The 22,632-nt window shown below is 34.2% G+C and carries 27 protein-coding genes, 1 pseudogene and 1 other annotated feature; of the genes and pseudogenes, 17 read left to right on the forward strand and 11 right to left on the reverse strand.

The window, feature by feature from the left end; translation table 11 throughout:
- Positions 1-175 precede the first annotated feature (175 nt).
- On the forward strand, positions 176-1,096 hold the full coding sequence (locus ACTXGU_RS11110) for a ketopantoate reductase family protein (protein ID WP_443481583.1): 921 nt from the start codon (positions 176-178) through the stop codon (positions 1,094-1,096).
- Between the two features lie 205 nt (positions 1,097-1,301).
- On the opposite strand, the gene ACTXGU_RS11115 is transcribed toward ACTXGU_RS11110, so the two are convergent.
- The 4 genes from ACTXGU_RS11115 to ACTXGU_RS11130 all read right to left on the reverse strand — a co-directional run bounded on the left by ACTXGU_RS11115 (position 1,302) and on the right by ACTXGU_RS11130 (position 3,962).
- The gene (locus tag ACTXGU_RS11115) at positions 1,302-1,976 is read right to left on the reverse strand and encodes a DsbA family protein (RefSeq protein ID WP_443481584.1); all 675 of its coding nucleotides are present in this window, start codon (positions 1,974-1,976) and stop codon (positions 1,302-1,304) included.
- A gap of 248 nt (positions 1,977-2,224) precedes the next feature.
- A complete protein-coding gene (locus tag ACTXGU_RS11120; RefSeq protein WP_443481585.1) occupies positions 2,225-2,629 on the reverse strand; it encodes a DoxX family protein in 405 nt (134 codons plus the stop codon).
- A 69-nt stretch (positions 2,630-2,698) separates the two neighbouring features.
- Positions 2,699-3,547, reverse strand: coding sequence for a M56 family metallopeptidase (locus ACTXGU_RS11125; protein WP_443481586.1), 849 nt, complete (start codon positions 3,545-3,547; stop codon positions 2,699-2,701).
- 1 nt (position 3,548) lies between these two features.
- The gene (locus ACTXGU_RS11130; protein WP_443481587.1) at positions 3,549-3,962 is read right to left on the reverse strand and encodes a BlaI/MecI/CopY family transcriptional regulator; all 414 of its coding nucleotides are present in this window, start codon (positions 3,960-3,962) and stop codon (positions 3,549-3,551) included.
- A 313-nt stretch (positions 3,963-4,275) separates the two neighbouring features.
- Here ACTXGU_RS11130 and ACTXGU_RS11135 point away from each other — a divergent pair, with 313 nt between their 5' ends.
- Both ACTXGU_RS11135 and ACTXGU_RS11140 read left to right on the forward strand, forming a co-directional pair.
- Positions 4,276-4,503: a PAS domain S-box protein gene (locus ACTXGU_RS11135; protein ID WP_443481718.1), complete on the forward strand. Its 228-nt coding sequence runs from the start codon at positions 4,276-4,278 to the stop codon at positions 4,501-4,503.
- On the forward strand, positions 4,446-5,201 hold the full coding sequence (locus ACTXGU_RS11140) for an HD-GYP domain-containing protein (RefSeq protein WP_443481588.1): 756 nt from the start codon (positions 4,446-4,448) through the stop codon (positions 5,199-5,201). Before ACTXGU_RS11135 ends, ACTXGU_RS11140 begins: the two co-directional genes overlap by 58 nt.
- Positions 5,202-5,313: 112 nt before the next feature.
- Here ACTXGU_RS11140 and ACTXGU_RS11145 read toward each other — a convergent pair whose 3' ends face one another.
- Positions 5,314-5,817 (reverse strand): GNAT family N-acetyltransferase, encoded by a 504-nt coding sequence (locus ACTXGU_RS11145; protein ID WP_443481589.1) that lies wholly within the window; start codon positions 5,815-5,817, stop codon positions 5,314-5,316.
- A 525-nt stretch (positions 5,818-6,342) separates the two neighbouring features.
- Between ACTXGU_RS11145 and ACTXGU_RS11150 the strand changes: the two genes are divergently transcribed.
- Together ACTXGU_RS11150 and ACTXGU_RS11155 are read left to right on the forward strand one after the other, a co-directional pair.
- Positions 6,343-6,891: a TVP38/TMEM64 family protein gene (locus ACTXGU_RS11150; protein ID WP_443481590.1), complete on the forward strand. Its 549-nt coding sequence runs from the start codon at positions 6,343-6,345 to the stop codon at positions 6,889-6,891.
- Positions 6,892-7,048: 157 nt separating this feature from the next.
- Positions 7,049-7,261, forward strand: coding sequence for a hypothetical protein (locus tag ACTXGU_RS11155; RefSeq protein ID WP_443481591.1), 213 nt, complete (start codon positions 7,049-7,051; stop codon positions 7,259-7,261).
- A gap of 517 nt (positions 7,262-7,778) precedes the next feature.
- On the opposite strand, the gene ACTXGU_RS11160 is transcribed toward ACTXGU_RS11155, so the two are convergent.
- Together ACTXGU_RS11160 and ACTXGU_RS11165 are read right to left on the reverse strand one after the other, a co-directional pair.
- Entirely contained in the window at positions 7,779-8,288 is a 510-nt protein-coding gene (locus ACTXGU_RS11160; protein WP_443481592.1) for a MepB family protein, read from the reverse strand.
- Positions 8,289-8,428: 140 nt separating this feature from the next.
- Positions 8,429-9,443, reverse strand: a pseudogene (locus ACTXGU_RS11165) (IS1595 family transposase).
- A gap of 374 nt (positions 9,444-9,817) precedes the next feature.
- Here ACTXGU_RS11165 and ACTXGU_RS11170 point away from each other — a divergent pair.
- From ACTXGU_RS11170 to ACTXGU_RS11180, 3 genes are all read left to right on the forward strand, one after another.
- On the forward strand, positions 9,818-10,477 hold the full coding sequence (locus tag ACTXGU_RS11170) for a type 1 glutamine amidotransferase domain-containing protein (protein WP_443481593.1): 660 nt from the start codon (positions 9,818-9,820) through the stop codon (positions 10,475-10,477).
- Between the two features lie 97 nt (positions 10,478-10,574).
- Positions 10,575-11,459 carry a LysR family transcriptional regulator gene (locus ACTXGU_RS11175; RefSeq protein WP_443481594.1) on the forward strand — a complete coding sequence of 295 codons (885 nt, stop codon included), beginning with the start codon at positions 10,575-10,577 and terminating at the stop codon, positions 11,457-11,459.
- Positions 11,460-11,478: 19 nt separating this feature from the next.
- Complete coding sequence (locus ACTXGU_RS11180) at positions 11,479-12,435, forward strand: NADP-dependent oxidoreductase (RefSeq protein ID WP_443481595.1); 957 nt, start codon at positions 11,479-11,481, stop codon at positions 12,433-12,435.
- A gap of 115 nt (positions 12,436-12,550) precedes the next feature.
- Here ACTXGU_RS11180 and ACTXGU_RS11185 read toward each other — a convergent pair whose 3' ends face one another.
- Positions 12,551-13,048, reverse strand: coding sequence for a GNAT family N-acetyltransferase (locus ACTXGU_RS11185; RefSeq protein WP_443481596.1), 498 nt, complete (start codon positions 13,046-13,048; stop codon positions 12,551-12,553).
- A gap of 199 nt (positions 13,049-13,247) precedes the next feature.
- Positions 13,248-13,499: a hypothetical protein gene (locus ACTXGU_RS11190; protein ID WP_443481597.1), complete on the reverse strand. Its 252-nt coding sequence runs from the start codon at positions 13,497-13,499 to the stop codon at positions 13,248-13,250.
- A gap of 113 nt (positions 13,500-13,612) precedes the next feature.
- Between ACTXGU_RS11190 and ACTXGU_RS11195 the strand changes: the two genes are divergently transcribed.
- The 6 genes from ACTXGU_RS11195 (at position 13,613) to ACTXGU_RS11220 (ending at position 19,319) form a co-directional block, all read left to right on the forward strand.
- Positions 13,613-13,891, forward strand: coding sequence for a hypothetical protein (locus ACTXGU_RS11195; RefSeq protein ID WP_443481598.1), 279 nt, complete (start codon positions 13,613-13,615; stop codon positions 13,889-13,891).
- 120 nt (positions 13,892-14,011) lie between these two features.
- Positions 14,012-14,575: an SMI1/KNR4 family protein gene (locus tag ACTXGU_RS11200; RefSeq protein ID WP_443481719.1), complete on the forward strand. Its 564-nt coding sequence runs from the start codon at positions 14,012-14,014 to the stop codon at positions 14,573-14,575.
- A gap of 236 nt (positions 14,576-14,811) precedes the next feature.
- Complete coding sequence (locus tag ACTXGU_RS11205; RefSeq protein WP_443481599.1) at positions 14,812-15,465, forward strand: DUF1801 domain-containing protein; 654 nt, start codon at positions 14,812-14,814, stop codon at positions 15,463-15,465.
- Between the two features lie 81 nt (positions 15,466-15,546).
- Positions 15,547-15,768, forward strand: a binding site (T-box leader).
- 236 nt (positions 15,769-16,004) lie between these two features.
- The gene (argS, locus tag ACTXGU_RS11210) at positions 16,005-17,684 is read left to right on the forward strand and encodes an arginine--tRNA ligase (RefSeq protein WP_443481720.1); all 1,680 of its coding nucleotides are present in this window, start codon (positions 16,005-16,007) and stop codon (positions 17,682-17,684) included.
- Between the two features lie 171 nt (positions 17,685-17,855).
- Complete coding sequence (locus ACTXGU_RS11215; RefSeq protein ID WP_443481600.1) at positions 17,856-18,176, forward strand: iron-sulfur cluster biosynthesis family protein; 321 nt, start codon at positions 17,856-17,858, stop codon at positions 18,174-18,176.
- A 243-nt stretch (positions 18,177-18,419) separates the two neighbouring features.
- Positions 18,420-19,319 carry a PhzF family phenazine biosynthesis isomerase gene (locus tag ACTXGU_RS11220; RefSeq protein ID WP_443481601.1) on the forward strand — a complete coding sequence of 300 codons (900 nt, stop codon included), beginning with the start codon at positions 18,420-18,422 and terminating at the stop codon, positions 19,317-19,319.
- Positions 19,320-19,450: 131 nt separating this feature from the next.
- On the opposite strand, the gene ACTXGU_RS11225 is transcribed toward ACTXGU_RS11220, so the two are convergent.
- Positions 19,451-19,903, reverse strand: coding sequence for a YrvL family regulatory protein (locus ACTXGU_RS11225; RefSeq protein ID WP_443481602.1), 453 nt, complete (start codon positions 19,901-19,903; stop codon positions 19,451-19,453).
- 226 nt (positions 19,904-20,129) lie between these two features.
- Between ACTXGU_RS11225 and ACTXGU_RS11230 the strand changes: the two genes are divergently transcribed.
- The 3 genes from ACTXGU_RS11230 to ACTXGU_RS11240 are packed head-to-tail and all read left to right on the forward strand — an operon-like array spanning position 20,130 to position 21,401.
- Positions 20,130-20,471: a DMT family transporter gene (locus ACTXGU_RS11230; protein WP_443481603.1), complete on the forward strand. Its 342-nt coding sequence runs from the start codon at positions 20,130-20,132 to the stop codon at positions 20,469-20,471.
- Entirely contained in the window at positions 20,471-20,782 is a 312-nt protein-coding gene (locus tag ACTXGU_RS11235) for a DMT family transporter (RefSeq protein ID WP_443481604.1), read from the forward strand. Before ACTXGU_RS11230 ends, ACTXGU_RS11235 begins: the two co-directional genes overlap by 1 nt.
- Positions 20,783-20,816: 34 nt before the next feature.
- Positions 20,817-21,401: a TetR/AcrR family transcriptional regulator gene (locus ACTXGU_RS11240; RefSeq protein WP_443481605.1), complete on the forward strand. Its 585-nt coding sequence runs from the start codon at positions 20,817-20,819 to the stop codon at positions 21,399-21,401.
- A 69-nt stretch (positions 21,402-21,470) separates the two neighbouring features.
- On the opposite strand, the gene ACTXGU_RS11245 is transcribed toward ACTXGU_RS11240, so the two are convergent.
- Positions 21,471-22,598, reverse strand: a complete 1,128-nt coding sequence (locus tag ACTXGU_RS11245; RefSeq protein WP_443481606.1) for an IscS subfamily cysteine desulfurase — start codon at positions 22,596-22,598, stop codon at positions 21,471-21,473.
- Positions 22,599-22,632 lie beyond the last annotated feature (34 nt).

Consider the following 22,632-nt stretch of genomic DNA (forward strand, 5'->3'; position numbering starts at 1 on the left):
TCAATGAGTTATATAAAAAGAATTTATTCATGAAAAAGGGCCAAAACTGGTCCTTTTTTCATGTGATAAGAATAAGTCTTTTCCATTTAATACATAGTTTCCGCATGTTATGATGAATATGTAAAAAATTTCGAAAAAGTTCTATTTAATGTAATGGTTCAAGGAGGAGAACTGCGTGACAACGATTAAAAAAATAGCAATTGTTGGACTTGGGGCAATCGGGTCTGTGTATGGAGATATGCTTCAGAAAACAGGTGAGTTTCAAGTAAAAGCAATTGTCGATCAAAAAAGAAAAGAGCGTTATGAACAAACCGGCATATATGTGAATAATGAATTGGTTTCTTTATCATACATAACACCTGAAGAAGTGGGGGAAGCGGCAGATTTAATCATTGTTTCTGTTAAGTACGGACAGTTAGGAGAAGCAATTTCTGCTATTAAACATCATGTTGGAGAAAATACAACCATCCTCTCTTTATTAAATGGCATAACAAGTGAAGAAGAATTGGCTGCCGTATATGGAAAAGAAAAAATAGTGTACGCAATGTGCAACGGCATTGATTCTACAAGAGATGGCAATTCTATTTTCTGTTCTAATCCTGGCAAAATATCATTTGGAGAAAAGAAAAACTATCAAATCACGGAAAGAGTGCAACAAATCAAAGCATGTTTTGAACAAGGACAAATTCCAGTTGAAGTTCCAGAAGATATGGAGCGAACATTATGGTATAAATTTATGATAAATGTAGGGATGAATCAAGTTTCCGCAGTAACTCGATCACCATATGGCTTCTTTCAACAACCTGGTTTTGCAAGAGATTTAGCGATGCGCGCGATGAAAGAGGTTATTGCACTTGCAAAAGCACAAAACATTGATTTAAAAGAAAAAGATATGGAAGATTTTTTCGACAATATTTTAAGCAAAATAAGCAAAGATGGAAAAACATCGATGCTGCAAGATATCGAAGCAAAGCGTTTAACAGAAGTTTCGATGTTTTCAGAAAAAGTAATAGATTATGGAAAACGGCTGAATATTGACACACCTGTAAATCAAACACTGTACGAAATTATTCGGACGGTAGAAGCTGCTTTTTAAAGATCCCAACTTTATAAAGAGCAATACTAGATTAAAATCGAGGGGAAGCAAAATATTTTTAGCACCATTATTTGAAAATGATGTACCAATAGTACTTCTCCGTCCTTAATGGAGTAAAGTGACCACTTCTCTCAGCAAGGGACATTTATTGATTGAAGAATCCATTTTGATTAATCTTTTTTCAAAATGGATTCTTTTGCTGTCTTTACTTATTTTTAGCTGCTTTATTAACCATTTCTTTTAATTCTTCATACGTATTTCCTTCAAATTTTATACCATTAATAAAAATGGTAGGTGTACCGGTAATAGAAAGGGAATGAACGTAAGACAAATCTTTCTCTAGGGAATCTTTATACTTATTTTCTTCAAATGCTTGAACGACTTTCTCCATTTCTTCATCGGAAGCCATTTCTTTTAACGTTTCTTTTAAAAACGCTTCAGTATAAAGGTCAATATTCTCATATTTTATATCATCGGGCTGTTTTTCAAAAAGCAATTCATGGAATTGCCAAAATGCATCTTTTCCTAATTCATGATAAATCGTTTCGGCAAACAATGCAGATCTCGTCGAATCGGTATGAATAAAGGGGTAGTTCATAAAATAAAATTTTGCTTTCCCTGTATCAATAAAGTCTTTTTTAATAAGAGGGAAAAAGGATTCATTAAAATTTTTACAAACTGGGCATTTATAGTTGCCAAATTCAATAATGCTGACATCAGCGGAATCTTCTCCTAAAAAAGGCTGATCTGTATAATCAATGGCAACAGCATCTTTTGGCAAGTTTGATAAAATGACAAGACTAATAATGCAAAAGATGAAAATTCCAATAATCCAGTATAAAAACTTAGAAGGTTTATTTTTATTTTTTTTGTTTACCATGTATTCTCCTTCATTCAATTAGGCTCTTTTGGTATAGATTGTTATTATTTACCCCGCAGCCCTGAATACACTTCGCTTTCCGAGGACGAGTGCCGAGCCTCCTCTTCGCTATGCTCCTGTGGGGTCTCGTCTTTCTCGCTTTTCTAAGCAGGATTCTACGTGTATTCGGGCTGCTTAGTGCTTCAAGCATGTTTACTATTTTATTCAAAAACAACAAACTTCTAGAAAACAGCCTTCAATTAAAATAGTTAGGCACTTTGTTGTTTGCTTTTATTAGAGGGGATGATATTATCTAGTGCAAATGCCTGTTCCTGATTAAATGCTAGGAATAGAGACATGGCAAGCAAAGATAATTCAAATTCATAGCCGCCAACAAAGCCATTGCTTCCATTCACCATAAAAATGGCACCTACCATAATTGCTGCAAATAATACTGAAATGATTCGTGTTCCAAGACCAATAATAATAAGCACACTTCCGATAAGTTCTATTCCAGCTACGAGATAAGCGGAAAAACCAGGCAACCCTAAGCTTGTGAAGAAGCTTGCTGTATTTTCGATTCCATTTTGCACCTTTGCTAAACCATGCATAAAGAAAATAATCCCTAGAACGAAACGAATAAGAAGTACGCCAATAGGTTGTAATGTAAACATGTTATTCCTCCTATTTTGATAATATTTTATATAAACACTACAATATGTAGTGTGAATCGTGAAAAAAAATTAAATCAATGTGATAATAAATAATATCGAAAGAATAACAAATATATTCAGAGAAGCTATTGTAGATAAAAATGGAAGTCTTACAGAATAAGCCTTATCAGGATCCAGAATATATTTAATCCGATAATTAACAGAGCTTTCTGCAAAGGAAACATAAGTAAATAGCTGCTTTTTTTGTTGTCGATTTTTTATCATTTTAAGTAACGCATTACTAATATCTATCGGATTGCCGCTCTTTTTTATTGCATAATCATCTGCCATCACTTCCTGAATGATGATATATTGTTGGGAAATCCATTTTAATAAAGGAATATACCAAATAACTGTTGCAAATAAGTGAGTAAGAAAACTTTTTAATGGATCAAGTTTTTTCTGATGATATGCTTCATGAAATAATACAGCTTTTATCTCATCTTTTGATAATAGCTTCCATAATCCGGTGGAAAGAATAATTTTCGGTTTGAAAAACCCCATTGTAATAGCCAGTGGCTCACGGTGTTCAATCACCAGCAAAGATTTTTGACGGTTCTCCAGCAGTTTCATTAATTCTAAACTATGTTCTTCATTAACAAAACGCAATAGCTTTTTATGCATTTTTCTTATTTGGATGGTTTGTTTGGCAATGAGCCAGCCAGCATGTAATATGGTATAACAAACTAATCCTAGAAGCACATATTCAATAAAAGGGACACCAATTACTTGAAACAGTTGCTGACACGCTTGAAAAAGATTAAAGCTTAAAGAAAATCCGTAAAAAATAGAAAAAAGATAACAAATCATTTGCATAAGCAAAATGCATGAAATAATAGTACTTGTTATAAAAAGAGCATTAGCATAATTTTTTTTCATACTATTGTTCCTTTTTCCAATCTTTTATTTTTTGTTCTAATTTTTCTACTAAATCTTGATCCACATCTTCTAATGCATCCAGCATATGATTAACAACAAGGGATCCGAATTCATCCATTAATTCATGAGTAAGTTCTTTTGACTGTCTGTCTAAAAAAACAGCTTTAGAAAGAACAGGTTTGTAGAGAGAAGTTCTTCCTTCGATGCGTTTTTGTAATATGTCTTTTTCCACTAACCGATTCATTACGGTCATTACAGTATTGAAGCTTACTACCTTATCTTTTTCTAAAATTTGCTGTACATTTTTAATCGTCATTTCTTTCCCTTCCCATAAAATGGACATAATTTTTGACTCTAATGGTCCGAAAAAACGATTTAAACCTTTTTCATTAAACTTAAACTGATTAATTTTCAAGCAGAAACACCTCACACTACTTATTGTAGTGTATAGATTTATTTTTAGTCAAGAAATGAGTGCTTAAAAGGTATTTCAAAAAAAGTTTATAATTATTAACTATAATAAACGTTAATAACATCTTAAATATGTTATTATTCTAATGGTTGCAAAGTAATAGAAGTTCAAAAAGCATTTTTTAAAAGACGATAGAAATATAAAGGCAGCTGGTTTAAAGTTTGACTAACTTACGAAAAGGAAGGTGGTACTTCTGAATCATGTAAAACAAATCCCCTTTTGCATAGAGGGTTATTTAAAATTAGCAGATGCAGTAATGATTACAGATATTAACCATACAATATTAGAAGTAAATCAGGAATATGAGCATATCACAGGGTATACTAGGGACACCGTTATAGGATTGCAAGCAAACTTTCTCAAATCATCGCTAACCCCTTCATCTACATATTCTTCTTTAAAAAATGCAATAAATCATCATAAACCTTGGTCTGGAGTATTAATAAACAAAAAAAGTGTGGAGATCTTTGGCATTCTTCTTTAACCATCACTCCAATTTTAGAAGATAATGAAGTATATTATATTGGCGTATTTCGTGAATTAGAGCAATTAAAACAGGGTGTATATATTCCAGAAAGTAAAAAAATAGGAACAGAAAGAGAATTATTGCGCGTACTGGCTATTTCCTGTGAAATTCGCGATCCAGGAATTGAAGAGCATCTAATGAGTGTTCAACATTTAACAGAAAAATTAGTTGCTTCGTTTATTACAAAAAATAGTCAACGTTTTTCTATGCAATATTTATATCAAATAATTCATGCAAGTATTTTGCATGATATAGGAAAGGCAGGCATTCCAGAAGGAATACTATACAAACCGGGTTCGTTGACAAAATATGAGAGAAAAATTATAGAAATGCATCCGTTAATAGGAACAGATATATTAAGCAAAACATCGACAGGCTTACATTATGAATTTATGAACAATTATAAAGTAGCGGAAAACATCATAAAATATCATCATGAAAAATGGGATGGTACAGGCTATCCATACGGTTTAAAAGAAGAGGATATTCCTTTTGAAGCAAGAGTCGTTGCGATAGTGGATGTATTTGATGCATTAGTTGCAAAAAGATCATATAAAGATTCATGGACAGAGGAACAAGCGTTAGCTTTTATTAAGGAACAAAGTGGAAGTCATTTTGATCCAGAAATTGTGGATGCTTTTATGGACTTGTTTTAATGCTTTCAATAGCTAAAAAAATAAGATAGATTGCCAATGAAAATTGCAATCTATCTTATTTTTTAGGTGCTTTATTTATCATCTTTAGACTTGTGAACACATAAAAAGTAGTTTAAAAAACTAGTTCAAAAAATGCCTCTTCTTGCTCGGTATCTTCAAAATATTTAATCCCAATATATTGAAAACCGATTTTCCCTAAAACAGAGATAGCTTCTTTGTTAAGAATGGAAGAAGAGGCAGTTACTTTTTGGACAAGGTTTGTTCGATAAGCGTAATTTAAACAAGCAATCGCAGCTTCTGTCGCATAACCTTTATTCCAAGCATCTTTGATAAAATGAAAAATCAGTTCAGGATTGTCCGAATCATGTTCGATATTAAATCCGGCTGCACCAATTACTTTATTTGTCGCTAACTCCACTACCGCATACACTGACAAACGGTTGTCTTTTTGAGATTGTTCATAAAAAGCAATAACATGTGGGAGCAGCTCATCTGAAGTACTTCCTCCACAATAAGCCATTACTTCCTCATCTCCCCAAAATAATGCACATACATTTATATCATCTAATTGTAATAACCGATAGCCTAATCGATCTGAAGTAAAAAGATATTCCAATATGATTACTCCTCTATCATAATATGGTGAAAGGTATACTATAGAGGAAATTAGATGAAAAGTAAATTCTTATAGAAAAGTTGCTTTTTAAAACTATTAGGCTGTTTTCTCAAAGTTTGTTGTTTTTACGTAAAAAAATGGGAGAAGAAGTACTCAGCAGACTGAATACACGTAGACTCCTGTGGGAATGCGAGAAAGACGAGACTTAAGCAGAGCGTATGCGACGAGGAGGCTCGACGCTCGCCCACGGAAAGCGAAGTGTATTCGGGCTGCGAGTTTAAAAGCAACAATCTATACGAAAACTGCCAACTAATAAAAGTGAAGTAACATCTAAAAATGGACGTATAAACAAAGTACCTTTTTATATAGAATGACCATATATTATGAAAAAGGTGATTTCTTATTAAAAAATATGGGAGATTTTTTACATTTATTTGTTCTTTATTGATCGTTTATTTCCTTTTTTTTGATACAGAGTTATTTCAGTCCATCCAGAAGGGAGAGATAAAAACGGTCTCGGCCTTTTTGGAAGAAAACATCTATTATGCACTTATGTTCAGCTTATTTATTATGATTATTCAAAACAGCTTTACGATTATCCCTTTACTTTTTGTGATTACGTTAAATTATTATTTATTTGGTTTTTTTTACGGGTTTATTTGGAGTTGGTTTTCTAGTATTCTTGCAGCAATGATTATCTTTTTAGCAGTGCGATATTGGTTTCAAGAGATCGTGCCCGCAAAAAAATATGTTGATTTATTAAAGAGAATGGAAACGAGAGGGATATATTATGTTATATACGGTAGAATATTCCCTTTTTTTCCAACGAGTATTTTAAACATTATCGCAGGCATCAGCATGATTTCTTTTAAATCCTTTATTATCGGAACAGCAATCGGAAACTTTTTCTACTTTTTTATTTTGGCTTTAATTCCATTAGGATTATTTTCAATGGAGATTCATCCAGTTTTTGTAGCCCTGATTATATTATGTACGATTATCGTCTTTTATTCTATTAAAAAAATGAAACCAAGGTGTTGGCAAAATATAAAGAAAATTAAACAAAGATTTTAATAGATAAAAGGACTAAACCTTGGCATTTCTATTGGTTTAGTCTTTTTTTGATAAATAGTGTAAAATTTTTAAAAAATTACATAAATATGAAACTTTATGAAATCATATCCGTATAAAATAAATAGATAAACGAACTTTTATCAAAGGAGGAGATAAAATGACGATTATTTTATTATTAATAGGGCTAATTATTGTCAGTACCTTACTAGTGAAAAAGAAAGATACTAGAATAAATAATCACAATTCCGGTTTTTATACCCAACACCACTCTACTCATGATATGGGCTATGCAGATAGTGGAAGTGATTGCGGTTCTTCCTTTGGAGGCAGTGATGGTGGGGGAAGCTGCGGAGGAGGAGGTGGAGAATAAGTAAGCCTTCTTTACTATAGGCTGTTTCTCAAAGTTTGTTGTTTTTTTACGTAAAGGCTCTGTTAAATTTAAATGTTGATTTCTATATAATAATTAGGGGAACCTCATTTGTTGAGGTTCCCCGTTCTTCTTCAACTAACGCACCTTTATCTACAGTATGTTTTTCCACCGTATTCAACGTATTTTATGATAACAAAAATGGTAATTTTCTATCTTTGTGGAAGCATTATCTACAGTAATTATTTATAGTTTTCAACGTACACAAAGATAGGACTTTACTTGGAGTGGTGGGTATGATAGGCTCGAATGCCTGATGAAACAACTGCTTCAGCCTTTCATGACCAATCGTACCCACGGAGGCTCCATGTCAAGTCCTTAACCACTTATCTTGGCATACATGTACATAAAGATAAAAGGTGCATTCTATCAATCTTTTGTTGGTAATACTGTAGATAAGCGCCCGTTAGTTGAAGTGTTAAACTTCACAAACTATTAGCCAGCTCAAGGCTATCCAATTTTAGTTAGAATATAGCTTTAATAGTTCTTGTACTGGAAAACTATTTGTATTGTTCACCTCAACAAAATATGCTAACTGCCATTTTTGTGTTTCGATAGCTTGTTTGCTAGTGGGATTTTCCCATCTAGGGTAAACTCTAATTGCCATTTTTCCTTTTGTAGTGCCTGTTTTAAGGATATTTTGTTTTACAAGAACTTCTTTTGGAAAAACGAATTGTCCAAAATTATTATTACTAGTAAAAGTATTGATAACCAATAAATCAGTAGCCTTTTCATATGAAAAGGCTTGGTTTTTATTATTTCCATCTTTTTCCCAAAAAGCAACAAACTGTCCTATCTTGTTAGGTGTTATTTTTGCGACTCTAAATCTAACCGATTTTGAATTTAGTTGAAACATACCAGCCCCATAATCTGAATTTTGAGCTTCTTCTCGAATAGCATTTATTGTTAAGTGATTTGGTTCATAAAAAATTTTATTTACATATGTTAACGCCTTATAAAATTCATTCACTGCTTTGTACTCCTTATTTTTTATACTACGTAATCCAATGCCTTCTTGAATAGAATAGGCTAATCATAAAATACCGTCAAAATTTTCTTATTATATCACGTTTCTTATCTAGCTATCCTGCTCCGTTAGTTAAATAAGAACTAAATAGCGAAATTTGATAAGCGTAAACTGCGATATGTTTCTTTCACTTCAAAAACAAATGATGTCAAAAGAAACTCTTTGATGTTATGTTTTGTACTTTCATTACTATGACTATCTACAAATAAGAACGAAGCAAGATAATTATCAAGGTATTTAGTAGCCACACCTTTAAAACGGTTTATCCAATGTTTTAAACGTGAGTGCAGTCCATTAACATTTTGAATATGGTACAAACCTTTAATAACGTGTTTCCCATCATTAGATTTAATACGATAATGTTCTATCCCTTTTTCCTTTGCATAGGTTTTATAGGCTCTCCAAGCATCTGTAACAAGAACATTTTCAGGTGTCAGTTTAGAACCAATCATATTATCAACCTTTGTTTTCACAACCCGCTCCATACACGCTACCTTAGAAACCGTTGATTTAGTTCGCTCTCTAGCGACAAGAACACAGACTTGTTCTTTGCTTATTCCTCTATGTTTGGATTTTCCGCCTCGTTTACGAGGTTTACGTTTCTTAATACCACGTTGTCCTTTTTGAGAGTACAGAAAATAGGTCTCGTCAACTTCAACAATACCGTCAAATTGCTTAAAATCCATTTGTTTAAGGGCTGATAATATCTTGTGTCTCCAATAAAAAAGCGTAACCCAAGTAACCCCTACGATTTCCGCTGATTTTCGTAGGGAATATCCTTTAAACATACATTCAACAAAAGTAATCCATTCGTTTCCTTTTCGAGTTCGGAACAGAATCGTATTTGTAGTATCTGTAAAGGTTTTACGACAAGCCTTACAACGATAACGTTGGCGACAATTAGTTTTGCCAAATCTATTGACGTGTTCAGAAGTACAATGGGGGCATTTAAAGCCTTCTTTGAAACGTGCTTCTCTCTAGACGACCACCAACAGTTGAGGAAGGTTCAACATAGCGTTTTCATTGAAACACTCGTTCTTTATTTGTATGTGATAATTTATCAATATGTTTTAATAAATTGCTAAACGCTTTGCTCATTTCGAACTCTCCTATACGAATGTTTGTTCTTATTATAACCGCATTTTGGAAACGTATCAAATATCAACATTATTTTTTAACAGAGCCTACGTAAAAAATAGGAGTCTATGTGGACTCAGCAGACTGAATACACGTAGACTCCTATGGGAATGCGAGAAAGACGAGACTTAAGCAGAGCGTATGAGACGAGGAGGCTCGACGCTCGCTAAACGGACGAAGTATATTCAGATACTAACGAAACAGAATACTGGGTAAAAAGCGTATTATCTATAAAAATATTTATAGATGATGCGCTTTTTTATAATTTGTTTTATGAATAACTGTGACTTACAATTACACTTGTAACATAGAAATCTAAATATGGAGGAAAGACAATGTCAAAAAAAATATTAATGGTAGTTACAAATCATAAGCAAATAAATGAGGAGAAAGCTACGGGCGTTTGGTTATCAGAGTTTGCTGAAGCATATCTAGCATTCGAGAAAAAAGAATATGAGATAACCGTAGCAAGTCCACTTGGCGGAATAGTTCCAGTAGATCCAGGTAGTGTAGATGAAAGTACGCCACAAGAAATTTTGGACACGAAACAATACTTGCAAAACACGGTGAAACTTGATTCATTATCTGCTGAAGGTTTCCATGCAATTTTCTTGCCAGGTGGACACGGAACAATGTTTGATCTGCCAAAGAGCGAAAAACTTCAGGAATTGCTTCGTGATTTTTATGAAGGAGATAAAATTGTTGCAGCTGTTTGCCACGGACCAGCTGGATTAGTAGGAGCAACTCTTTCAGATGGTCAACCTCTAGTAGCTGGAAAACGTGTCAATACATTTACAGATCGTGAAGAAGCTGAAACTACACTTGACCAATATATGCCGTTTTTATTAGAAAGCAAAATGCGTGAACTCGGAGCCATTTTTGTCGCTGCTCCTAATTGGACGACGCATTATGAAGTAGATGGGAACCTAATTACTGGACAGAATCCTCAATCTACAATAGCGGTAACAAATGCTGTTATCGAAAAACTAGGATAAAACTTATAGGTTGATATCTTTTGAAGATATCAACCTATTAAATTTTTTGCATCAACTCTCTAAATAAGATAAGATCGTTAAAAAAAGGATGATGAACGTGGTTGATTTTGAATGGTATCGAAGTTTTATCAGCATCTATAAGCATAACTCTGTATCCGAAGCCGCAAAAGAAAGAATCATGACACAGCCTGCCATGAGCCAGCATCTAGCAGCACTGGAAGCTGAGGTTGGGCAGCCTCTATTTACAAGAACATCCCGAAAGATGCTTCCTACTGAAAGAGGCAAAGAGCTTTATTCAGAAGTTGCCCCGCTTATAGAAGCGTTGGAGGAAAAGACAATTGGACTGAAAAGTGTCTCGCTATCGAGCGTACCAGTGATTAGATTCGGCTCGGCCATTGAATTTTTCAATGAACTAATCCTGCCTAATCTAAACGATGAAAAATTCCGCATGATAGCTCATTTTGGTGTTGCATCTCAATTAATGGATCAATTATCAGAGGATAAAGTAGACCTTATTGTTACATCTAAAAAATTTCACATGCCAGGGATTGAATATATTCCATTAATGAAGGAAGAATTCGTTTTAGTTGCACCTAAAGAATTAATGGTTCCAGACTTTCAAGACTTAAATGAGGTTGAAAATTGGCTGGTAAACCAAAAATGGTTAAGTTATGGTTTGGACCTGCCAATTATAAGAAGATTTTGGAGGCAGCACTTTAGCAAGCGTCCCCAACTTAAACCAATCCACGTTATCCCAAATCTTCATGCTTTGTTAGCAAGTGTGGAATATGGAACTGGCATCACCTTAATTCCAACCTTCCTATTAGATCATTCGATGAATGGTGAAAAGGCTAAAAAAATAATGGAGCATTTAAAAGTACCTAATGAATTATATATCGCTTATAAAACGAAGCATAAAAACTCACCAGAAATGAATCAAGCAATAGACTTCATTAAGCGAATTTCAAATAAAGATGTATGAAGTAATGGAGGTAATTACGATGAAGGGAATAGGTATAAAACAATATGGTAATGTACTACAGCTCACGACAATTTCTATTCCTACAAAATCAGTAGGACCAAACGAACTGCTTATTTCAATTAAAGCAAGTGGAGTAAACCCTGTAGACTGGAAAGTGCGAGAAGGGTATTTGAAAGAGGACTTTCCATATAAAATGCCTCTTATTTTAGGATGGGATGCAGCAGGAATAGTAACGGGCGTTGGGAGTAACGTAAAGGAATTTCAAGTGGGAGATGACGTTTTTTTTAGACCTGAAATGGAGAAACAGGGTACATACGCCGACGAAATCGTAGTTCCAGCATATCTTGTTGCCCGAATGCCTAAAAAATTGTCCTATGTGGAAGCTGCTTCCCTCCCGTTAGTAGGGCTTACGGTTTGGCAGGCACTTGTTGAAGTAGGAAATATTCAGCAGGGGGATAAAGTGCTTATTTTAGCAGGTAGTGGCGGGATTGGTTCTGCTGCTATTCAAGTCGCAAAAGCGTTTGGTGCATATGTGGCGGCAACAACTAGCTCAAAAAATCGTGACTTTGTACGTGAATTGGGAGCAGATGAAGTTCTTGCATATGATCTTGGGGGCATGAATACAAACACCAAATTTGACTTTATGTTAGATGGAATTGGAGGCTCAGCATATGGTGATGTATTACATCTTATGAAGAAAAATGGTAAAGTAGCTACAATCATTAGTGAGCGAGATACCGTCCGTCCTGAGTATATAGATGCATTGGAAAAAGAACGTGAACTAGTAGTTCAGTTTGTGTTTACAAGACCAGATCGAGAAAATTTGAAAAATATTGCTGATCTAGTTGAAGCACAAAAACTGAAGCCGGTAGTTTCAGAAGTATATCCGCTTACAATAGATGGAGCAAAAAAAGCCCATCTTTCTAGTCAGACTGGTCGAACAAGAGGTAAGATTGTTTTAAGTAGAGAGGACTAAGCTCTATAAAATAATATTATTGTAGACAGAATAAAAGGAACAGTGAGGTAGTAATTTAAACAGTCTGAATATCATCCAAAGCAGATATCACTCTCTTTTACACAAAAGCTAAAAATTATATTAATTTTGCCATATAGTATTCATCAATATACTGATTATTAATCATTAAAGAGTGCTTTTTTGTTCCTTCTATTTGAAAACCCATTTTTTTGTAAAGGGCGATGGCTGCTTCATTGTGGGTCATAACTGTAAGTTCCAGCCTATGAATATTGTTTGAATAAGCCCAATCTTCCAATACAGAAAATAAATTTGTTCCGATTTTTTTACCTGTATAAGCCTTAAGTATTCCTATTATAATATACGCACTATGACCCATTCTCTTAAAACTTTCTCTTGTTGCAGAAAGGTATCCAACTATCTTACCATCTATCTCGCATACAAGAATGAGTGATAAATGATTATATAAAGTTTGCTTAATATATTCCTTCTGTTGTTCTAACGTTGTTTGTCGTTCATCAGGTTCAAGCATCATAAATTCTGATTCTTCATCCAATGTTTTACGGAGTGTAAGAAAGTTTTCTGAATCAGAAGTTTCTATTTTTCTAATTATCACAATAAAGTACTCCTTATAAAGTATTTTACTGTTATTATAGGAGATGGCTAGAATTTTTACTACAATTTTGCATAATTGGAGTTTAGCTGTTAAAAAGAATAAATAAAATAAAGCTATTATAAGGAATATATTGAAAAAAACATGCTAGTATAGAAACGAATCTATAGCTAGCATATTTTTTATAAACGTAAAAAATTCATTAATAAAAAGGTGGATAATAGTTTGCATAAGGATTAAGATATGGTTGGTATGGATTGGTTGATTGCATAGCAGGGTGCAAATATGGATAAATAATGACTGGACTTCCAGCTGTAAAACTTGTGGTAGCAGGCACTGCTCCATGCCCGATAGCACCTGTCCCACCTGCGCCATGGACAATTGGTGGAACAACTGGAACTGTTCCGATAACTGGAGCACCATGTAATCTGTTTTTCGAATGGATAGGATACATTATTTTCACCTCCGTGGTATTTTATTATATGTGTAGTAAGGAGAGTCGCTACATGTCAATATTAGTTATGTACATTCATAAAACAGTAAATGGAAAAAATACAGGTGGTTTTTATGAGTGAAAGATTAGTATATAGTGTTCTAAAGCGGATTAATGACGGAGATGTTGGAATCATTTCTAAAGATTATCGAATGCCGGATCGGGATTTTAATCAATTTATTTCATTATTAAATTCAAATGGTTATATCGATCAATCCTCGCTTACTAAAGTTAAACTTACGATTAAAGGATTAGAATTTCTCAAGGAAAATAAAAGGTTTGATGAAGAGATACCCGAATCTATAAAAGAACTTCCTCAATGGGTTCGATATGCAGGCGCTATTTATAAATGAAAGAAAAAGAAAATTAAACCTTATACATACGACATTTATAACTATATAGAATGGCAAGTAATTTTAAATCAAACCCTTCAACTGACAAAAAACAAACATGCTGAAATTCAACATATAGATATTTTTGACAAAGCAAATAAGGAAGAAATTAAGAATATTGAAATTCAAATAGGAATGTCACTTCCCATTTCGTATAAAAATGTAGTGCAGCAGTTTTCAAAAAGGGTTCATTTCTATTGGGCAGTGAGTGAAGAAAATGCATTGAATATCAATAACCGTTTGATTAGTTCGGGCAGTTTTTTGGATGGGCCACTTTGGGATGTTGACCAACTAATTATGTTAAATGAGATGAGGCGTGACAATGAGGGTTTAGATGAAGATCAGGCTCTTGATCATTGGAAGTATTCATTTATATTCTCTCGACATGGAAACGGGAATTATTTTGCAATCGATTTAAAATATCATCCAGGGGAAGTTATTTATTTAGCAAGTGATGGAATGATGCATGGATTAAGGCTTGGAGAAAGTTTTGAATCGTTTATGGATAATTGGATTCGTATTGGATGTGCAGGACACTGGGGAGAAGATTTTGAGTTGTTTTCAGATGACTACGTTTATTTAGATCACACATCTTTGAATTCATTACTGTGTAAAAAGTGGCTTGGGTTAATTTACTTTTCTTAGGAGTGCTACATGTTTAATAAGTTGGTTTCAACATTAGTTGTGTTCTTTTACCAAACAAGTTGTTAAGTGACAATAAAGTTGTTTAAAACGTCAGTCATGCTATTCAACAATCGGGTCATAGAAAATGATTCTAGGTTGATGGATATTCAAGTAAGGCCAAAAAGTAACAGGAAGAATTGGAGAATGATCATTCTTGACTGTCAGCTGATCAAAAAATTGAAAAGGGGTGTTCCTTGATGACAAATAGTAGAATGAATCCTAAGGTTGATGAATTTTTAAGTAATGCTAAAAAGTGGAAGGAAGAATATGAGACGTTGAGAAATATCGTTCTTGACTGTGAGCTGACCGAAGAATTTAAGTGGATGCATCCTTGTTACACGTTTAAGAAAAAAAACATCGTTTTAATACATGGATTTAAAGAATATTGTGCGCTTCTGTTTCACAAAGGTGCCTTGTTAAAGGATGCTCATGGAATTCTAATCCAACAAACGGAGAATGTACAGGCAGCGCGCCAGATTCGGTTCACCAATGTTCAAGAAATAGTTGAAATGGAAACCATCTTGAAAGCCTATATTTATGAAGCCATTGAAGTTGAAAAAGCCGGTTTGGAAGTGAATTTTAAAAAGAATACTGAATTCATAATACCTGAAGAACTTCAAAATAAATTCGATGAAATTCCTGCCTTGAAAACTGCTTTTGAAGCATTGACGCCGGGACGGCAAAGAGCATACATTCTTCATTTTTCTCAACCCAAACAATCCAAAACTCGAGAGTCAAGGGTTGAAAAATGTATACAGAAAATTCTCAATGGAAAGGGATTAAATGATTGCACTTGTGGACTATCTCAAAAACAGCCCAATTGTGACGGCTCGCACAAGAACATTCGATAAGAAAATCAATTAATCAAAATAAAAATTAGTGAATTTATAGTTGCAATGAAGAATATAATAAGTATAATAAATGAAAAATAGTAAAAATCTTGGAAAAAGAGAGTAGTTATTTGGAAAGTCACAGCGAATTAGGGTAGGTGGGAGCCTAATACCGAACAAATAATGAAGCGCACTTTGGAGATGTTTTTCTGAAAACAGTAGGAAAAACCGGAAATAATCCGTTAACATAGGCAAGTGGTTTTTTCTAATAGGAAAAAACAATTAGAGTGGTACCGCGGGATATTAAAAACTCTCGCCTCTTCAAATAGAAGGGGCGGGAGTTTTTTTATGTAGAAACTAGCATGAGAATTTTCTTTAAGACCTTTATGGAAAAAAGAATTGTATGCAGACTCAGGACATAATAAAGGCGGCGTGAGTAGAGAACTCACTATATATTCGAATAAAAAAACAAAATATTGGGCACATGGGCACAGAACCGCGTTATTTTCCATCTAAATTTCGAAGCTCTGTCCCCTTTTCCACAGAAAGGAGAAAATATGTTGAACATAAAAAACGAACTAGCCAATTGTTTAGTTAATAGTTTACAAGGAGAAATAGAAAAAGAAACGATTATTTCTTTCTTGGAAAAGCCGAAATTGTCCCATTTAGGGGATTATGCCTTTCCATGCTTTCCATTAGCAAAGCGGTTTCGGAAGGCTCCGCAAGCAATTGCCGAAGATCTTGCTGCAAAACTAAAGTCACCATTAATAGATAAAGTGGAAGTGGTTACAGGATACGTCAATATCTTCTTAAAAAAGCCTGTCTTATCTTCCTATATTTTAAAAGAAATAATGATAAAGAAAGAAAGCTACGGTCAACAAGTCATTGGCAATGGTGGCGTCATAACCGTTGATTTTTCTTCTCCTAATATTGCTAAGCCATTTTCGATGGGACATTTACGATCGACGGTAATTGGAAATTCCTTAGCACATATTGCTGAGAAAAATGGGTACAAACCAGTTAGAATTAATCATTTGGGGGATTGGGGAACACAGTTTGGAAAGCTGATGGTTGCCTATCAATTATGGGGAGATAAAGAGAAGGTTAAAGAAAATCCAATTAAAGAATTATTAAAACTATATGTAGCATTTCATGAAGAAGCAGAAAAAAATCCTCAGTTAAATGATCATGGGAGATATTGGTTTAAAAAATTGGAAGACAGTGAGGAGGAAGCAGTTGAATTATGGAAATACTTTCGAGAAGAATCAGTAAAAGAATTTAACAAGGTGTATCAATTACTTGGCATTACTTTTGATTCTAAAAATGGTGAAGCTTTTTATAATGATAAGATGGATAAGGTTATTGATTTATTAGAAAAAGACCATTTGCTTTTAGAATCAGAAGGTGCAAAAGTCGTTCAATTAGATGGTTTTCCACCTTGTTTAATCAAGAAAAAAGATGGCACCACCCTCTATGCCACCCGTGATTTAGCGGCTGCCATATATCGACAAGAAACGTATCAGTTTGTAAAAGCTATATATGTAGTAGGAAATGAACAAACACTGCATTTTAAACAGCTTTTTGCTGTGCTAAATAAAATGGGGTATGATTGGCAAAATGGAATGGTTCATATTCCGTTTGGGATGATGTTAAAAGATGGCAAAAAAATGTCTACGAGAAAAGGGAAAGTAGTATTACTGGAAGAAGTGTTAAACGAGGCGATTGATCTTGCCTGTCAAAGCATCGAAGAAAAAAATCCAAGCTTACAAGCAAAAGAGGAAGTGGCAATACAAGTAGGCACAGGTGCGGTTATCTTTCATGATTTAAAGCATTATCGATTATCGGATATTGAATTTTCATTACATGATATGCTTCGTTTTGAAGGAGAAACAGGACCTTATGTTCAATATACACATGCACGAGCATGCTCCTTATTAAGAAAAGGGAATATGATGGAATTAGAAAAGTATGAACTTGCAGATGATATAAGCTGGAATGTGATAAAGGTATTACTGCATTTTCCAGAAAAAATAAAACGGGCGATGATCAACTATGATCCGTCTGAAATAGCCAAATACGTGCTTGACCTTTCAAAAGCTTTTAATAAATATTACGCATCTACACGAATTCTAGAAGAAGATGCCCTAAAACAACAAAGATTAGCACTTGTGTATGCAGTAACAATCGTTTTAAAAGAAGGTTTGCGGTTATTAGGAATAGAAGCACCGGAAGAAATGTAAAAGTAATTGCATTTTCAAAAAATAGGTAAAAATGATGAGCAGATGTTTTTCTAAAAAAGATAACTTGTCTTACAATGGAATTGTGGAAGCATGCTTCATCTTTTCTTCGTGATGGAATAATAGACGAAGAACAAACAGGTTATTTCCACCTAATAAAGGAGTGGCGTAAAAATGAATATCACGATTACAGAAGATGCGAAAAATAAATTGCAAACATATGATGTTCCAGAAGGAGCAAATTTTAAAATAAGTACCATTTTCAGCGGCGGATGCAGTTATACGTATGATTTCGAATTTGCTTTAGATTATATAGATGATAAGGATACAAAATTTGAAGATAACGGAATCGTAATTTATTTAGATCAACTGACGTTAAAACATACTAATGAAGACTTAAAGTTGGATTATGTACAAGGAAAAGGCTTTCGTTTAGTAGGCGCAAGTCAAATCTATTCCTTCTATTTAGAAGTGAAAAGAAAAGTAACCGTATAAAATAATAAAAATCGCTTTCCAGAGAGGGAGAGCATTTTTTATAAGTCTATATAAAAGCTCATTGTTGATTTTGACACGATGTTGATTGGAGTGGAAGGCGTGAGACTCCTGCGGGAAAAGTGAGTCAGAGGAAGACCACACAGGCACACAGCGAGCGATAAGCTTCGGAAATCCCCTTTTAACTAAGCCTTTTTATAAAAAAATACATCCTATCAAAAATGATCGAAAAGGAGGGAATAGGCAGTGGGGAATTCAGTAAAAGTTTATCATTATGATGCGTTTAGTCAAATGCCGAATAAAGGGAATCCAGCCGGCGTCGTATTAGACGCTGATCACTTAACAGACGAAGAGATGCAGAAAATAGCCCATCTTATTGGCTTTAATGAAACGTCCTTTCTTGTTGCATCAGAAGTTGCAGATATAAGGATTCGTTATTTCACACCTGGTCACGAAATGGATTTATGTGGACATGGAACGATGGCTGCCATTGGTGCATTAGTGTTACAAGATAAATTGCGACAAAAAAAGGTCACAATTGAAACGAAAGCAGGTATATTTACTGTAGAAATTAACTTTTTAGCAAATGGTGAATATGAAATAACGATGAAGCAAGCTGCACCGAAATTTCATGAGTATAAAGGATCAAGGCAAGCGCTTGCTCTTTCTATTAGTATTTTAGAAGAGGAAATAGATAAAAATTTGCCGATTGTTTACGGAAGTACAGGAATATGGACTTTGCTAATTCCAATAAAAAAATTAGACACCTTCCAAAAAATGAAACCTATAAATCAAGATTTCCCAACGATATTAACGGAAAAACCACATGCATCATTGCATCCATTTTGTTTAGAAACCTATCATGCAGAAGCAAACATGCATGGTCGCCATTTTTCCTCTCCATATTCTGGAACGGTAGAGGATCCTGTTACAGGTACAGCTTCAGGTGTTATGGGGGCATATTATGCGACATACATAAATAAGCTATTGAAGCAAGACGAAAAAATGAAATTAATAGTCGAACAAGGACAGGAAATGAACAAAGATGGAAAAGTATTGGTGGAAGTTTGTAACCAGGATAAAGGATTTGAGGTGCAAATTACTGGGAGTGCAGTGTATGTAAAAGAATGGAGATTGGAATATTAATAAATAAGTAATATTACGATAACCTAAAAGAAAGCCAAGTCATTCACACTTTTACACAACGTGAATGATTTGGCTTTGTTTAGCCAGCAATAAAATGGAGATGAAAACCCCCTACTGTGATAGCTTCTTACTTATGTATTTTCATTCTTTTTCCCCGATTTTTCAACGACTAGTTCTATTAAGCTGATCAAAGCAGCAGCTAATATTTGTGTATATTCACCAATTTGAATAGAATCCATCCAACTGTCTAATAAAAAAATAATCGCCCAGTTGACAAAATAGTTTAATAGAAACTCAGTGAAAAACTGCATAAAGGCTGTTGGGATTAATGCATGGATCAATGTATTTAACAATTTGAAAATAATCTCCCCAATAATGCCTAATAAAAGATAAAACAGCACAAACAGAAATAGCGTGTAAAAAGAGTCATACTGTACATGAAGAAGCTTAAAAAATCCTAATAAACCAAAATAATAAGTAGCAAATACAAAAGCAAGTGCAAATAGAATCAAAAAAGTAATGATGGAAATAATAAAGATTTTTGATTTAAGTGTTTCATTGCGAAATGGTTTTTCTGAATTCATATCGATACACTCCTAAACTTCTAAACAAGCTAAATATTATGAATCATCTTGTAAGAAAACAAAGGCATTCTTTTATACGATTAGAGAATAATATAGTTTCAAGTAATTCCAAAAAATTTACTATAAACGATTTGTTTGACAAGGAAAAAGAAACGTGGCAAAATAACTACCGAACGGTCGGTTGGTTCGATAGTAAAATAGTTAGAAGCTCTAGAGGAGGCAAAATATGAATCGTTATTGGATGATGGTTTTTGGAGCAGGTTTAGTAGAAGTGCTTTGGGTTGCAGGATTAAAATATGCAGAAACACCTTTAGAATGGATTGGAACCGGAATAGCCATTATTTTTAGTTTTTCCCTGCTAATATATACAACTAATTTTTTGCCGATTGGAACCGTATATGCAGTTTTTACTGGTCTTGGAACAGTAGGTACTGTGGTAGGAGAGATTATCCTATTTCATGAACCGATACAGCCATTAAAAATATTGTTTATCGGAATATTACTGGCAGGTGTAATCGGTTTGAAAATAGTGACAGATAAAAACCCTGGAACAAAGGAGAAAGTATAATGGCGTGGATTGCGTTAATGATAGCAGGTTTATGTGAAGTGGCAGGCGTGCTTAATATAAAAAGATTGACACAGAAAAAATGGGATGCGGTCATTTTTCTTGTTTTAGGATTTGTATTAAGTTTTGGTATGTTGACATACGCATTAAAGACCATTCCAATGGGAACAGCATATGGAATTTGGACAGGAATCGGCACAATTGGTTCTGCATGTATCGGCATGTTTTTATATAATGAACCAAAAGACTGGAAACGATTATTATTTATCAGCATGATTTTAGCAGCGTCAATCGGACTAAAAATAATTTCATAGTGAAGTTAATCATTTCATGAAAGGAGGAGACCTTGTGAAACGTGAGGAATTAAAACAGGCGGCTTTAAAATATTTTGGATTACACGGATACGAGGGCACCTCCCTTGCACAAATTGCAGAAGAAGCAGGCATTAAGAAATCTTCTATTTATGCCCATTTTAAGGGGAAGGATGAGTTGTTTTTAGAAGTATTAAGAGAAGCAAAAAAAGTAGAAATAAGCTTAAAAGAAACGTATTTTCAACAAAATAATACGAGAAATGCAGATGATTTTTTATATGGTTATTTAGTACATACAAAAGAAATGTTTCAAAAAAATGAAAGCTTAAAATTTTGGCTCCGCATGGGTTTTTTTCCGCCCGCCCATCTTTATCAAGAGGTGCATAAAGACGTAATGGAAGTAGAGATATTACAGGAAATGCTGTTGAAAAAAGCATTTAAACAATGGATACAACAAGATGCCCTAACAGCAGAAGAGAATGAAGAGACTTTAACGATTGCTTATACAGGGATGATTATGGCCATTATGGTGGAGCTAGTTTATTTTCATACGTCTAATCGAGTAGAAGAAAAGCTTGAGGCGTTATGGAGAATTTTTTGGCAGGGAATAAAAAGAAGGTAGAACGGTAGAAAGTGCAGTATTTGTAAAAAAGACAAAAAACTGCACTATTGCTAGTTATTAATCTTGTTGTTAGCTAGATGTTTCAGCAATCATTTCTTTTAATAGTTGTGCATACTGTTCTACTTCTTCGATTGTTGTATCTTTCCCAAACGAAATCCGCACAAATTCCTTTGCTTGTTCATCCGAAAAGCCCATTGCCTTCATTGACTTTGATGGAGTTTGTTGACCGACTTGACAGGCACTACCTGTTGAAATCGCATATCCTCTTCGATTACTTTCCAACATGACCCACTGACCTTCCATATTCTTTACTCGTAATCCAATAATAGATGGAAGTTGCTGGGCACATTCTATTACATGGATAGATGAATTTCCTTTTGTTTTTTGTAAAAAGGCGTTTCGCAGCTGCTTAAAATGAAACTGATTCCCCTCTAATTGCAAATGTGCTTTTTGCGCAGCAACCGTCATGGATACAATTCCTGCCGTATTTAACGTGCCAGGTCTAAACCCATTTTCATGAGTCGTTCCCGGGTAATAGCCTTCCCAATTATGTTTTGGGTTGATATATGCGACTCCGACTCCTTTTGGTCCATAAAACTTATGACTTGATAGAGAAAAACCATCAAGCATGTTTGTGAAAGAGGTAAGTGGAAGTTTGCCAAAGCTTTGTACAAAGTCACTATGAAAAAGAACACCATGTTTTTTGCAAATGGAACCTATTTCCTCAATCGGTTGAATGGCACCAGTTTCTGAGTTGACATGATGAATCGAAACTAGTGCAGTATTTTCGTTTAACCTTTTTTCAAAGAGCTCTAAATCAATTAGCCCGTTATTCATGACGGGAAGATAATCTATTTCATATCCTTGTTTTTCTAGTATTTTCATCGTGCTGTGAATCGAAGAGTGCTCTGCTAATGTTGTTATTATATGATTCTTGTTCTTTGGTTGTTCCGACAGCAAAGCCTGGATCGTTAAAAAGTTGCTTTCCGATCCGCCGCTTGTAAAATAAATTCCCTCTTTGTCTACTCCTAATAAAGAAGCAAAATCACTGCGGCATTGTTCTATAAAAGATTGAACTGTGCCTCCCATATCATGAAGACTGTTAGAGTTGGCAAAATAATTAGCAGCTACTTTAATATATGCGCTAGCTGCATCTTTATCCAACGGACAAGTTGCCGCATAATCGAAATAAATCATCGTGTTCCCTCCAAATAGTTGCTTGATGAATCCA

Source organism: Niallia sp. 01092 (assembly GCF_052318935.1).
Taxonomy (GTDB): Bacteria; Bacillota; Bacilli; order Bacillales; family Cytobacillaceae; genus Niallia.

Excerpts from the sequence above, each read along its gene's own strand:
- ACTXGU_RS11205 (WP_443481599.1), top strand. The coding sequence starts at position 14,812 with ATGACAAATAGTAGAATGAATCCTAAGGTTGATGAATTTTTAAGTAAT.
- ACTXGU_RS11170 (WP_443481593.1), top strand. The coding sequence starts at position 9,818 with ATGTCAAAAAAAATATTAATGGTAGTTACAAATCATAAGCAAATAAAT.
- ACTXGU_RS11195 (WP_443481598.1), top strand. The coding sequence starts at position 13,613 with ATGAGTGAAAGATTAGTATATAGTGTTCTAAAGCGGATTAATGACGGA.
- ACTXGU_RS11155 (WP_443481591.1), top strand. The coding sequence starts at position 7,049 with ATGACGATTATTTTATTATTAATAGGGCTAATTATTGTCAGTACCTTA.
- ACTXGU_RS11180 (WP_443481595.1), top strand. The coding sequence starts at position 11,479 with ATGAAGGGAATAGGTATAAAACAATATGGTAATGTACTACAGCTCACG.
- ACTXGU_RS11190 (WP_443481597.1), bottom strand. The coding sequence starts at position 13,499 with ATGTATCCTATCCATTCGAAAAACAGATTACATGGTGCTCCAGTTATC.
- ACTXGU_RS11125 (WP_443481586.1), bottom strand. The coding sequence starts at position 3,547 with ATGAAAAAAAATTATGCTAATGCTCTTTTTATAACAAGTACTATTATT.
- ACTXGU_RS11120 (WP_443481585.1), bottom strand. The coding sequence starts at position 2,629 with ATGTTTACATTACAACCTATTGGCGTACTTCTTATTCGTTTCGTTCTA.
- ACTXGU_RS11230 (WP_443481603.1), top strand. The coding sequence starts at position 20,130 with ATGAATCGTTATTGGATGATGGTTTTTGGAGCAGGTTTAGTAGAAGTG.
- ACTXGU_RS11135 (WP_443481718.1), top strand. The coding sequence starts at position 4,276 with ATGATTACAGATATTAACCATACAATATTAGAAGTAAATCAGGAATAT.
- ACTXGU_RS11225 (WP_443481602.1), bottom strand. The coding sequence starts at position 19,903 with ATGAATTCAGAAAAACCATTTCGCAATGAAACACTTAAATCAAAAATC.
- ACTXGU_RS11215 (WP_443481600.1), top strand. The coding sequence starts at position 17,856 with ATGAATATCACGATTACAGAAGATGCGAAAAATAAATTGCAAACATAT.
- ACTXGU_RS11115 (WP_443481584.1), bottom strand. The coding sequence starts at position 1,976 with ATGGTAAACAAAAAAAATAAAAATAAACCTTCTAAGTTTTTATACTGG.
- ACTXGU_RS11235 (WP_443481604.1), top strand. The coding sequence starts at position 20,471 with ATGGCGTGGATTGCGTTAATGATAGCAGGTTTATGTGAAGTGGCAGGC.
- ACTXGU_RS11245 (WP_443481606.1), bottom strand. The coding sequence starts at position 22,598 with ATGATTTATTTCGATTATGCGGCAACTTGTCCGTTGGATAAAGATGCA.